Here is a 12,434-nt window from a genome sequence, read left to right on the forward strand (position 1 = left end):
AAACACTGCCGGGAAAGTGCGAAGGAACGCACTTTTAAAAGCTCAGACATCCGCTAATAATTCAGATAAAAATCAGTAATCAGCGCACAAAAAGCTTCACTGTAGACACCTTCCGATTTTCGCAGCGCCAGTTCCTCATCAACCCGTTCAACGGATTGCCTTGATAAGGTGAGCAGTAACCGGTTTAGCGGTTTTCCCGGCCGATCGCGTACGGCCATCCGCCATGCGCTGAACCAACCTTGCCGGTGAGCCAGGGTTTCAAACGCCAGCCCGATGTCGTACGGTAAAACAACGCAGAACAATCCCTCTGGCGTGATCAGATTTTTCGCGCATTCCAGCAATGTGTCGTGCGTCAGAGTTTCGGTGTAACGGGCCGCATTGCGGGCTGCATCGCGGCAGGCCACCGCCGATTCAAAGTAAGGCGGATTACTGACAATCAGATCGTATTCAGACGGATGCTCTGCGGCATACGCAGTGATATCTTGCGCATACACCGCCAGCCTCGTCGCCCAGACTGATTCGCGGAAATTCTCATCAGCCTGCGCGGCGGCGGAAGGTTCCAGTTCGACGGCATCAATACGGGTTTGAGCCTGACTGCGTTGCGCCAGCATCATGGCAATCAGACCGCTGCCACAGCCAATATCGAGCACGCGCCGTGCCTGGCTGACCGGCGCCGTGGCACCGAGCAGAACACCGTCGGTACCTACTTTCATCGCACAACGGTCATGCGCAACGAAAAATTGTTTAAAGGTAAATCCGTTACGCCGTAAAGTTTTTGCAGAACCGACTTCTTTTGTCACTCATTTCACCGTAATAACGCCAGCCAACAGGGCCGGGAACGAAAACTGTCGTAGCATAGGGTAAAGAGAAGCAGAGTAAAAGCCACGCAAACCGCTTAAATAGGTGAAGATCGCGTCTAACACGTCTATAATCGGCGCCCCAAGTAGAGGTAGACCATGACTGTAACCACTTTTTCCGAACTCGAACTCGATGAACGCCTGATTGAAGCCCTTGGCGACAAAGGCTATAGCCGTCCTACTGTCATTCAGGCAGAGGCCATTCCGCCAGCAATGGACGGACGCGATGTGTTGGGTTCGGCTCCTACCGGCACCGGCAAAACAGCGGCATTCCTGCTGCCTGCATTGCAGCATTTGCTGGATTTCCCGCGTAAGAAATCGGGTCCGCCACGAATTCTGATCCTCACGCCAACCCGTGAACTTGCTATGCAGGTTGCTGAACAAGCGCGTGAGTTAGCCAAACATACCGAACTGGATATCGCCACCATCACCGGCGGCGTGGCTTATATGAACCACGCCGAAGTGTTCAGCGAAAACCAGGACATCGTTGTGGCGACCACCGGTCGTTTGCTGCAATACATTAAAGAAGAAAATTTTGACTGCCGCGCAATCGAAACCCTGATCCTTGATGAAGCCGACCGCATGCTGGATATGGGGTTTGCTCAGGATATAGAAACGATTTCTGCTGAAGCACGCTGGCGCAAACAGACGTTGCTGTTCTCCGCAACGCTGGAAGGGGAAGCCATCCGTGAATTCGCAGAGCGCATCCTGACTGAGCCGGTAGAAATCGAAGCCGACCCGTCACGTCGCGAACGCAAAAAAATTCTGCAATGGTATTATCGTGCCGACGATGTAGCACATAAAACCCAGATGCTGATCCATTTGCTGAAACAGGAAGATGTCACGAAATCCGTGATCTTCGTGCGCAAGCGTGAACGCGTGCATGAGTTGGTTGCCTGGCTGCGTCAGGCAGGGATTAACTCCTGTTATCTCGAAGGCGAAATGGTACAGGTGAAACGTACCGAAGCCGTCAAACGTATGGTTGAAGACCGCGTTAACGTCCTCGTTGCGACCGACATTGCAGCCCGCGGCCTGGATATCAACGATATCAGCCACGTCTTCAACTTTGATCTGCCGCTGACCGCTGATATCTATCTGCACCGTATCGGACGAACAGGTCGTGCCGGTCGCAAAGGTACTGCGATTTCCTTCGTGGAAGCACATGACCATCTGCTACTCGGTAAGATTGGCCGTTACCTTAACGAGCCGCTGAAAGCCCGTGTGCTGGACGAATTCCGTCCTAAAACCAAAGCCCCGAGCGAAAAAGTCACCGGTAAGCCGTCGAAGAAAGTGCTGGCGAAACGCAAAGAAAAACTAAAAGCGGCACAGGAAAAGTCGAAGGTGAAAGTTAAAGTTCGCCATCGTGACAGCAAAAACGTCGGCAAACGCCGCGTTAAACCTGACGCGGTAAAAGACGCCGCTAAATAGATATCGGCCTGGCTGGATGCAAAGAAAAACCGCCCCGTGTGAACGGAGGCGGTTTTTTTATAGCTCAAAACTTAAAACTCAGGAGCGATTACAGGCTTTCAGTGAAAGTACGGGTAATCACGTCACGCTGCTGCTCAGCAGTCAGTGAGTTAAAACGCACCGCATAACCAGACACACGAATAGTCAGTTGCGGATATTTTTCCGGATGCTTAACCGCATCTTCCAGCGTTTCACGGCGCAGTACGTTAACATTCAGGTGCTGACCCCCTTCCACACGCACAGTCGGTTGGATTTCCATCGGCACTTCACGGTATTCAAACTGGCCAAGATCGCTGACAGCGACGATCTGATCTTCCGCAAAACCCGCTTTTGCACAAACGCAGCGTGCTTGCGCTTTTTCATCATCGAGCAGCCAGAAAGAGTTTTTCAGCGCTTCATTGTTGCTTTTAGTAATTTGGATCCCGGTGATCATATGTTGCCTCCGTTGTTGGCTACGATACTGTTAATTGATTGGCGTAAGGTTTGAACGACAACCTGTTTTCCTGTTATCAGATATAACAGCAGAGCACCCCCGTGTTCTTTGATAAATATCAATCTTTTCCTTGTGGGTATTTCTCACTCGCAGCATATTTATGTTTTATATCAATTTTTCCAAGATGCCAGATTAAATTATTTTGTAAATTATCAAAAAAATTTGCATAGAACATTAAGCTGCACATAAATAGCAGCAAAAGCGCGCACGGGTTTAACTCATCAGGATGAGCAGGTAAGCTACAGTCAGTTAAAATTACCTTCACAAGGAGAGCGTTAATGTCCACTACTCTCACCTGGCATGACGTACTCGGTCAGGAAAAAGAACAACCCTACTTCGTTGATACGCTGAAGTTTGTCGCTGCCGAACGCGCGGCAGGTAAAACCATTTATCCGCCACAACAGGATGTGTTTAATGCCTTCCGTTCTACCGAACTGGCAGACGTTAAAGTCGTTATTTTGGGTCAGGATCCTTACCACGGCCCTAATCAGGCGCATGGTTTATCGTTTTCCGTTCGCCCGGGCATTCCCGCTCCCCCTTCTTTAGTGAATATCTATAAAGAACTGATGACCGATATTCCCGGCTTCGAACGGCCTTCTCATGGCTATTTGCAGAGCTGGGCAGATCAGGGCGTCTTGTTGCTCAATACCGTGCTGACTGTAGAAGAAGGTAAAGCACATTCACATGCCAAACTGGGCTGGGAAACATTCACTGACAAGGTGATTGCCGAGCTCAATGAAAACCGTGAAGGGGTCGTCTTCTTGCTCTGGGGCTCTCATGCGCAGAAAAAAGGCAATATTATTGACCGCAACCGCCATCATATTTTGAAGGCACCCCACCCTTCTCCGCTTTCTGCACACCGGGGTTTTCTGGGATGTAAACATTTCTCGCAGGCGAATGCCTTACTGGTGGCCCAGGGGCTGGCACCCATTGACTGGGTGCCGAGATTACCGGAATAAAAAAGAGGCACCCGCAAAGGTGCCTCTTTCATTATCTCAGTCTGCGTGAAACAGAATCAGGCTTTGGCTTTAGAAACCGCCACCATGGCCGGACGCAACAGACGGCCGTTCAGCGTGTAACCCTTCTGCATCACCATCATTACGTGATTAGGTTCCAGCTCTTCGGATTCCATCATGGTCATCGCCTGGTGCAGTTCAGGATTGAATGGCACATGGATATCTGCCACTACTTCCATACCGAACTTGCGGACAGCATCCAGCAGGGATTTCAGGGTCAGCTCGACGCCTTCAATCAGACCCGCCAGTTCTGCATTCGATTTATCAGCCAGATCCAGCGCACGTTCCAGATTATCGATTACCGGTAACAGTTCGCCGGAGAATTTCTCCAGCGCGAACTTATGCGCTTTCTCAATATCCATCTCGGTACGACGGCGGATATTTTCCACCTCCGCTTTCGCCCGCAGCAGGCTGTCACGCTCACGCTGCTGAAGTTCTTTCAGCTGCGCTTCCAATTCAGCAATACGTTCATCGCGGGGGTCAACGACATCTGCCGCCTGAGTTTCCGCTTCCGTATGCAGCTCTTGTTCCTGCTTCAGTTCTTCAGAGACTTGCTCGTCAGGTGTCTTATGTTCTTTACTACTCATGAATCTCTCCGCGTTTTAGCATTAATCTTGCTAGTTGGCTTATTATGGGGATCAAAACCGGGGTTTCAAGGTTTGGTTTTTAATGAAACCGGTCATAATGCAGGAGTCATCACACCCTGCTGAGGATAACCACAGCGATGAATAAAAAATTTGAGTGCATTGGGATTGTCGGACACCCCCGCCATCCTTCCGCACTTGCCACCCATGAAATGCTTTACCACTGGTTAATCTCAAAAGGTTATCAGGTGATCGTCGAACGTCAGGTGGCGCAAGATTTAGCCCTGGAAGGCGCACAGACGGGGAGCCTGGCTGAGATCGGCAAACTGGCAGATTTAGCCGTGGTCGTCGGCGGTGACGGTAATATGCTGGGTGCGGCTCGCGTGCTGGCCCGCTATGACATAAAAGTCATTGGCATTAACCGGGGAAATCTCGGTTTTCTGACCGATCTGGATCCGGATAACGCTTTGCAACAACTCGATGACGTGCTGCAGGGCGAATACATCAGCGAGCAACGCTTTCTGCTGGAAGCGATGGTGCGCTGCAAAGATCAGCAATGTCGCGTAAGCACCGCCATCAATGAAGTGGTCCTCCATCCGGGGAAAGTGGCGCATATGATTGAATTTGAAGTTTATATCGACGACAAATTCGCTTTTTCCCAGCGCTCTGATGGCCTGATCATTTCCACACCAACCGGTTCTACCGCTTATTCGCTCTCAGGGGGCGGTCCGATCCTGACACCCACTTTAGAAGCGATCGCGCTGGTGCCGATGTTCCCGCATACGCTCTCGGCGCGCCCGCTGGTCATCAACAGCAGCAGCACCATTTGCCTGCGGTTTTCGCACATGAGCAATGACCTTGAAATCAGCTGTGACAGCCAGATCGCCCTGCCGATACAGCCGGGTGAAGAAGTGATTATCCGCCGCAGCGAGTTTCACCTGAATCTGATCCATCCTAAAGACTACAGTTATTTCAATACATTAAGTACAAAACTTGGGTGGTCGAAAAAACTTTTCTGATCGGATAAAAATAATTCGCCAGCCTCTTTACTGTATATAAAACCAGTTTATACTGTATGTAATTACAGGTCTGTTGTTATGTACAGGAAGGTGATCATGCTGGCGCAATTAACTATCAGTAACTTTGCCATTGTCCGCGAATTAGAAATCGATTTTCATGCTGGTATGACAGCAATCACCGGTGAAACAGGTGCCGGTAAGTCCATCGCTATCGACGCGCTCGGGTTGTGTCTGGGCAATCGTGCGGATGGCAGTATGGTACGCCTCGGTGCCAGCCGTGCGGATATCTGTGCGCGATTCACCTTAGCGGATACTCCTTCGGCGAAATACTGGCTGACTGAAAATCAGCTTGATGAAGGGCTGGATTGTCTCTTACGCCGGACTATCAGCAGCGATGGCCGTTCGCGCGGCTTTATCAATGGCACGCCCGTCCCCCTGTCACAGCTACGTGAACTGGGTCAGCATTTGATCCAAATTCACGGACAACACGCTCATCAGCTTCTGCTCAAACCTGAGCATCAGAAAGATTTACTCGACGCTTATTCCGATCAGCCCTTATTGCTATCAGAAATGCGCAAGGCTTACCAAAACTGGCATCAGAGCTGCCGTCAGCTGGCACAATATCAGCAACAGATGACTGAGCGAGAATCGCGCCGTCAGTTGTTGCAATACCAGTTGAAAGAGCTGAATGAATTTGCTCCCCAGGCAGGGGAATATGAGCAAATTGATGAAGAATACAAACGCCTGGCTAACAGCGGACAACTGCTTTCCCTGAGCCAAAATGCGCTTTATTTGCTGGCAGACGGTGAAGAACAGAATATTGTCAGTCTGCTCTACAGCGCTCGTCATCAGTTGGCTGAACTGGCTGAGCTCGACAGCAAAATGAATGACCTGATCATCATGCTTGACGACGCGTCTATTCAGGTCAGTGAGGCCAGCGATGAATTACGTCATTACAGCGAACGTCTGGATATGGATCCAAACCGTTTATTCGAGCTGGAGCAGCGCCTGTCCCGCCAGATGAATCTGGCCCGTAAACATCATGTCAGTGCTGAAGAACTCCCTGAACTACATCGTCAGTTGCTCGAGGAGCAGCAGGCGCTTGATGATCAGGAAACCAATCAGGCTGAACTGAGTGAAGCCGTACAGCACCATTATCAACAAGCCGTGGCTATTGCTGAGCAGCTGCATGAAAAACGGCAGTATTTTGCCGATGAGCTCACGCATCTGATTACGCAAAGTATGCAGGCGCTCTCCATGCCACACGGTAAATTTAAGATTCAGGTTCAGTTCGAACCCGAACATTTAAATATGGAAGGGGCAGATCGCCTCGAGTTCCAGGTCACCACCAACCCGGGGCAGCCGCTTCAGGCTCTCGCAAAAGTAGCCTCCGGTGGCGAATTGTCGCGTATTGCGCTGGCTATTCAGGTGATCACGGCGCAGAAAATGGAAACGCCGGCGCTGATCTTTGATGAAGTAGATGTCGGTATCAGCGGCCCGACGGCTGCGATCGTCGGTCGTCTGTTGCGTCAGTTAGGCGAATCAACGCAAGTGATGTGCGTCACTCACTTACCGCAGGTTGCAGGTTGTGGTCATCAGCATTATTTTGTCAGCAAAGAAACAGACGGTGAAGTGACTGAAACCCAAATGAATCGCCTTGATAAGAAGGCGCGTTTGCAGGAACTGGCACGTCTGCTGGGCGGAAGTGAAGTAACCCGAAACACGCTGGCCAACGCAAAAGAGTTACTCGCAGCGTAAAAAGCTCAACTTTTTTACAGTTCAGCGGTCATACAGGTGCTCCGCAAAGGTTTCAAACTGATGAAAGGTCTATTATCATCGGCATCTTATGCCCTAAAGGAATGTAATGACTATGCGCTGTAAAACGCTAACTGCCGCCGCTGTAGCTCTTGTAATGCTTACTGCGGGCTGTTCCACTCTGGAAAAGGTGGTTTATCGGCCTGACATCAATCAGGGGAACTACCTCTCTCCTGCTGATGTTCAAAAAATTCATACCGGTATGACTAAACAACAAGTTGCTTATGTTCTCGGCACGCCGATGTTGCATGACCCGTTTGGCAGTAATGTTTGGTATTACGTGTTCCGTCAGGAACCAGGCCATGAAGGTGTCACTCAGCAGACATTAACGCTGACCTTCAACGAGTCTGATACGCTGACCAACATCGACAACAAACCGAAGTTGAGCGATCAAAAATAAATCGCCCCGGTGTGATGGTCTCTGGTTACCGCCAAAAATCATCTTTCAGGGTAAAAAAATAAGGCGCCTGAGGCGCCTTATTTTTTAGAACGTTCGGCGCGTATACGCCTTAACTCTTTCGGATCGGCAATCAGGGGCCGATAAATTTCAACGCGATCACCATCATTGACTGTATCCGCAAGCTTCACCGGCCGGCTGTAGATACCTAGCTTGTTCTGTTTTAGATCGATATCCTGACGCAGTTCAAGTAAACCGGAAGCCTTCACAGCCTGCTCGACGCTGCTCCCCTCTGCCAGTTTTACCGTTCGCAGATACTGGCGTTCCGGTAAAGCGTAGACCACTTCAACGCTGATCTCAGACACTGTAGACCTCTTTCGCGCGCAACGTGAAGGCCTGAACCATGCTGCCAGCCAGTTCTTTGAAGATTTTACCGAAGGCTAACTCAATCAATTTATTTGTAAATTCAAAATCAAGGCTGAGCTGAACTTTGCAGGCGTCCGGGCTAAGTTCGATGAAATCCCATCCGCCGGTCAGTTTACGAAACGGGCCATCCACCAGTTGCATATCAATACGTTTATTGCTGATTAACGTATTTTTGGTAGTAAAAGTTTTACTGATGCCTGCTTTGGAAACATCAACCGCTGCGGTCATCGACGAATCGCTGTTTTCCAGAATGCGGCTGCCGGTACAACCGGGCAGAAATTGCGGGTAAGCATCGACATCATTCACTAAGGTGTACATCTGTTCCACGCTGAACGGCACAAGCGCAGAACGACTTATCTGTGGCATATCATTTCCCAGGTGTCATAAAACGTACAGATAATACCATTTATCCACGCGGTAATAAAAACTACGAAGCACAGGGCGCCACAAACAGGAAAAACATCCGACTCTGACTGCGTGGGGATTTCAATCGGCATCGCTTACAGTATAATAAGTGTCACTATGACAAAGAAAAAAGCACATAAACCCGGTTCCGCGACTATCGCGATGAACAAACGCGCTCGCCATGAATATTTCATTGAAGATGAAATCGAGGCGGGGCTTGCTTTGCAGGGATGGGAAGTCAAATCGATGCGTGCTGGTAAAGCAAACATCACTGACAGCTATGTCACATTCCGCGACGGTGAAGCCTTTCTTTTTGGCGCAACCATTCAACCTCTCAATGTGGCGTCGAGTCATATCGTCTGTGACCCGACACGCACAAGAAAACTGTTGCTGAAAAAACGTGAGCTGGAAACGTTGTTCGGCAAGGTCAGCCGCGATGGTTACACCGTCGTCGCGCTTTCTATGTACTGGAAAAACGCCTGGTCCAAAGTAAAAATTGGCCTGGCGAAAGGTAAGAAAGAGCACGACAAGCGCGATGACATCAAAGATCGTGAATGGAAAGTAGACAAAGCACGTATCATGAAGAATGCAAACCGCTAAGCCTCTGGCTTCGCATGGTGTTTTTCTGATATACTGCACAACAGTACTTGGGGCTGATTCTGGATTCGACGGGATTTGCGAAGCCCAAGGAGCATGCCGAGGGGCGGTTGGCCTCGTAAAAAGCCGCAAAAAAATAGTCGCAAACGACGAAAACTACGCCCTAGCAGCTTAATACCCTGCTCAGAGCCCTCTCTCCCTAGCCTCCGCTCTTAGGACGGGGATCAAGAGAGGTCAAACCTAAAAGAGATCGCGTGGACACCTTGCCTGGGGTGAAAGCGTTAAACCCAATCAGGATAGTTTGTTAGTGGCGTGTCCATCCGCAGCTAACCGGCGAATGTAAAGATTGGACTAAGCATGTAGTGCCGACGGTGTAGTAATTTCGGACGGGGGTTCAAATCCCCCCAGCTCCACCAAATAATGATCCGGTTATTACCAGATAAGTCCGGAGAAGTCCTGAAAGCCCGCATCCCTTCTAGGTTTGCGGGCTTTTTTGTGTCTGTAGAAGTCCGAGAAGATCTGTCTAAAACCGGCGTCTGTTGAAGTACAAAAAGCCAAAGCCGCAGAGAAAGACCTCACATTGCATGACGGCGACGGGCTCTTTCTCCTGGTCAAAACCACCGGCAAGAAAATTTGGCGCTTTCGCTACCAGGTGCCTGGCACTTCAAAACGCACCATGATTAGCCTCGGCGCTTATCCTGCCCTTTCACTGGCTGATGCCAGAGAAGTGCGTGCAGAGAAGCTTGCGATGTTAGTCAAAGGAATTGATCCACAAGCAAGAGCTGGGGAAGAAGCTGAGAAGCTCCAAATCGCTCAGGAAAGCATTTTCGTTAATGTTGCACGTAAATGGTTCGAGCTGAAACAAAGTCACGTCAGCCCTGACCATGCTAAAGATATCTGGCGTTCTATTGAGAAAGACATCCTGCCCAGTATTGAAAATGTTCCTGTTCAGGAGCTGAAAGCACGCGCCTTGATCCAGGTGTTAGAACCAATCAAAGCGCGGGGAGCATTGGAGACGGTCAGGCGTTTAGTGCAACGCATAAATGAGATAATGATTTATGCCGTCAATGTTGGGTTAATTGAGGCAAATCCAGCTTCAGGTATAGGTAATGCTTTCGAACGCCCGAAGAAGCAACACATGCCCACAATACGCCCCGAAGAACTTCCCAAGCTAATGCGCACCATTTCTATGAGCAACTTATCGATACCAACGCGCTGCCTGCTTGAATGGCAGTTACTGACGCTAATACGCCCTGCCGAAGCATCGGCAACAGCCTGGTCAGAAATCGATATTGAGAATAAGCAATGGTGTATTCCGGCAGAGCGAATGAAGGCAAAACGCGACCATATCGTCCCTCTGTCAGAACAGGCCTTAGAACTGCTTGAAATCATGCGCCCAATTAGTGGGAATCGTCAGTACGTTTTTCCAAGCCGAAATGATCGACGTAAGCCAATGAATAGCCAGACTGCAAATGCAGCCTTAAAACGTATCGAATATGGTGGAAAGCTTGTTGCTCATGGTTTACGTTCTATAGCCAGCACAGCTATGAATGAAGCCGGATTTAATGCTGACGTAATCGAGGCAGCGCTTGTACATAGTGATAAGAATGAAGTTAGGAAAGCTTATAATCGGTCAACCTATCTCGAGCATCGTCGTGAATTGATGTCCTGGTGGGGGAGTTTAGTCTCCCAAAAACATTAAATAATGCTATGAATAAAAACATATTCATTATTTGAAACTTTGCATAATAGACTATCAAATTAAATACAATCCCTTATTCGTTAAGATAAGCGATTGTATTTATATATTTTCACTAAGCTAATACAAAAATCACGATTACAGGCTTGAACAATACGTACGATAAATAGTTCAAACCCCGCTACCAGATATATAAAAAATAAAGAAAATAAAGAAAATAATGTCAGCTGTAAAATCTCAACACTGATTCTAAACTAATAAATCTCACTTCCTCAATGTTAACAGTTTTGATATTAAGGTTAGGATAAATGTTCAGTTTTACTTTAAATTCCTCATGTTGGCTGTCGGGTATAGTCTTTTCAGAGTTTTCATTCACTCCGATGTAAACAGAACACTCTGCACTAACAACCCTTGATAAAATTACATTTCTCTTAGGTACAAAGTAAACACCTTGCTCTAAATTAGAATAATTAGTATTTATGAAAAATGAGACACCTTTATATAGTGTATATGGGAATGTCACACCATTTCTTTTGTTAAAAATAAGTATATAACCACCTTCCTTGAGGAAATCATCTACCTTATTGATATTTACCACATTATCTTGAATAACCCTCAAACTCCTAATTAAAATCCTATTGAAGTAGTCACAAAGATATTCACCGTAAACATTCCCACTTAGAATATAAGAAACACCATCTAATGGCTCGATAAATTGTCTCTTCTCAACAAGCAATGGCAAAACCCTTAATTTCCCATCGACCACTAGATTACTAGTTTGTACTGAAAACTTCCTAGCAAGCCAATTACTAAAATAACTATTTATTTCGCTCTCAAGCTTTTCCACTAACTCTTTTTTTATTATAGCGTGCTGTATAGCATCCACAACCTCTTCTTTTTTAATCTTCTCAAACTCAGAGATATACGACTTTAAATCCACTTTAGATTTTTCTAGGCTTTTTTCATCGGCACCTAGACTTAAAATAATTTCTTCTATTGAAGATGAATCAACAGCTGCCTTCATTTTTTCAAAATCATATGATCTAAATTCACTTATAAAACTGGCTTCTTTAATGTTATATAAAAACTTCAAAGACATATTACTTCCAGAGTTACATGCTTCACCAAACAATAAAATAAATACTAAAGATTTTATTTTAAAACTACCCTCGGTTACACCGTATGCATCTCCTCTATTAAGATTCCTTATATTTTGCTCGTCAAGTTTAAATTGGTAATCTTTTTTGTATACTAGGAATAAAACTTGATATAACTTTGGATTAAAATACTCATTAGAAACAAATGATAAATTGACCCATTTCCCAATAATCTCAATAAGATCATTATATTCAGATGATGTTCTGTCATTTTTTATTACTGACTCATAACGCATTATCATTGTCGTTATAACAAGTCTCTGCATTTCTAATATTTTTTCAATTACATCATCCTTATCTCCATCTAGAGTAAGATACTTAATGCTTAGATGTTCCGAATCCTGGCCGAAAAACTTCCCCCAGAAATGGAGCACATGACCTGCTCCCCGTTGATTAATACACCACGATGTTAGTAATGTCTTCATAAGCCACATGAGGACATCCCCATGAAGAAGCGTTTTTCCGACGAACAGATCATCAGTATCCTCCGCGAGGCTGAAGC

The 12,434-nt window shown here is 47.3% G+C and carries 14 protein-coding genes and 1 other RNA gene; 8 read left to right on the forward strand and 7 right to left on the reverse strand.

Translation table 11 applies throughout. The features are described from left to right. Positions 1-53 precede the first annotated feature (53 nt). Positions 54-800, reverse strand: coding sequence for a tRNA1(Val) (adenine(37)-N6)-methyltransferase (locus EVX52_RS21960; protein ID WP_129992118.1), 747 nt, complete (start codon positions 798-800; stop codon positions 54-56). Between the two features lie 156 nt (positions 801-956). Between EVX52_RS21960 and srmB the strand changes: the two genes are divergently transcribed. Then, entirely contained in the window at positions 957-2,285 is a 1,329-nt protein-coding gene (gene srmB / locus EVX52_RS21965) for an ATP-dependent RNA helicase SrmB (RefSeq protein ID WP_129992119.1), read from the forward strand. Between the two features lie 88 nt (positions 2,286-2,373). Here srmB and grcA read toward each other — a convergent pair whose 3' ends face one another. Further along, positions 2,374-2,757, reverse strand: coding sequence for an autonomous glycyl radical cofactor GrcA (grcA, locus tag EVX52_RS21970; protein WP_129952908.1), 384 nt, complete (start codon positions 2,755-2,757; stop codon positions 2,374-2,376). Positions 2,758-2,875: 118 nt separating this feature from the next. After that, on the reverse strand, positions 2,876-3,103 hold the full coding sequence (locus tag EVX52_RS21975) for a hypothetical protein (RefSeq protein ID WP_129992120.1): 228 nt from the start codon (positions 3,101-3,103) through the stop codon (positions 2,876-2,878). Between EVX52_RS21975 and ung the strand changes: the two genes are divergently transcribed. Next, on the forward strand, positions 3,096-3,776 hold the full coding sequence (gene ung / locus EVX52_RS21980; RefSeq protein ID WP_129992121.1) for a uracil-DNA glycosylase: 681 nt from the start codon (positions 3,096-3,098) through the stop codon (positions 3,774-3,776). The two genes, EVX52_RS21975 and ung, sit on opposite strands and share 8 nt — an antisense overlap. A 56-nt stretch (positions 3,777-3,832) precedes the next feature. On the opposite strand, the gene grpE is transcribed toward ung, so the two are convergent. Then, positions 3,833-4,420, reverse strand: coding sequence for a nucleotide exchange factor GrpE (gene grpE / locus EVX52_RS21985; RefSeq protein ID WP_129952911.1), 588 nt, complete (start codon positions 4,418-4,420; stop codon positions 3,833-3,835). Between the two features lie 137 nt (positions 4,421-4,557). On the opposite strand from grpE, the gene nadK reads away from it, so the two are divergent. The 3 genes from nadK (at position 4,558) to bamE (ending at position 7,651) form a co-directional block, all read left to right on the forward strand. Continuing rightward, the gene (nadK, locus tag EVX52_RS21990; RefSeq protein WP_129952912.1) at positions 4,558-5,436 is read left to right on the forward strand and encodes an NAD(+) kinase; all 879 of its coding nucleotides are present in this window, start codon (positions 4,558-4,560) and stop codon (positions 5,434-5,436) included. A 96-nt stretch (positions 5,437-5,532) separates the two neighbouring features. After that, positions 5,533-7,194: a DNA repair protein RecN gene (gene recN / locus EVX52_RS21995; RefSeq protein WP_165385195.1), complete on the forward strand. Its 1,662-nt coding sequence runs from the start codon at positions 5,533-5,535 to the stop codon at positions 7,192-7,194. A gap of 112 nt (positions 7,195-7,306) precedes the next feature. Beyond that, positions 7,307-7,651 carry an outer membrane protein assembly factor BamE gene (gene bamE, locus EVX52_RS22000; protein WP_037040188.1) on the forward strand — a complete coding sequence of 115 codons (345 nt, stop codon included), beginning with the start codon at positions 7,307-7,309 and terminating at the stop codon, positions 7,649-7,651. Positions 7,652-7,728: 77 nt separating this feature from the next. Here the strand turns inward: bamE and EVX52_RS22005 are convergent, their stop codons facing one another. Together EVX52_RS22005 and EVX52_RS22010 are read right to left on the reverse strand one after the other, a co-directional pair. Continuing rightward, entirely contained in the window at positions 7,729-8,013 is a 285-nt protein-coding gene (locus EVX52_RS22005) for an RnfH family protein (protein WP_129952914.1), read from the reverse strand. After that, complete coding sequence (locus EVX52_RS22010; protein WP_120506496.1) at positions 8,006-8,440, reverse strand: type II toxin-antitoxin system RatA family toxin; 435 nt, start codon at positions 8,438-8,440, stop codon at positions 8,006-8,008. Before EVX52_RS22010 ends, EVX52_RS22005 begins: the two co-directional genes overlap by 8 nt. Positions 8,441-8,596: 156 nt before the next feature. Here EVX52_RS22010 and smpB point away from each other — a divergent pair, with 156 nt between their 5' ends. The 3 genes from smpB (at position 8,597) to EVX52_RS22025 (ending at position 10,778) form a co-directional block, all read left to right on the forward strand. Further along, positions 8,597-9,079, forward strand: coding sequence for an SsrA-binding protein SmpB (gene smpB, locus EVX52_RS22015; protein ID WP_129952915.1), 483 nt, complete (start codon positions 8,597-8,599; stop codon positions 9,077-9,079). A 49-nt stretch (positions 9,080-9,128) separates the two neighbouring features. After that, positions 9,129-9,492: a transfer-messenger RNA gene (gene ssrA / locus EVX52_RS22020) on the forward strand. A 101-nt stretch (positions 9,493-9,593) separates the two neighbouring features. Beyond that, entirely contained in the window at positions 9,594-10,778 is a 1,185-nt protein-coding gene (locus tag EVX52_RS22025; RefSeq protein ID WP_129992123.1) for an integrase domain-containing protein, read from the forward strand. Between the two features lie 220 nt (positions 10,779-10,998). Here the strand turns inward: EVX52_RS22025 and EVX52_RS22030 are convergent. Then, positions 10,999-12,434, reverse strand: a 1,436-nt coding sequence (locus EVX52_RS22030; RefSeq protein ID WP_205952703.1) for a hypothetical protein, incomplete at its 5' end; no start/stop codon positions are given.

Origin of the sequence: Rahnella sp. CFA14(1/10), assembly GCF_004195095.1 — a bacterium.
GTDB classification, from domain to species: Bacteria; Pseudomonadota; Gammaproteobacteria; order Enterobacterales; family Enterobacteriaceae; genus Rahnella; species Rahnella perminowiae.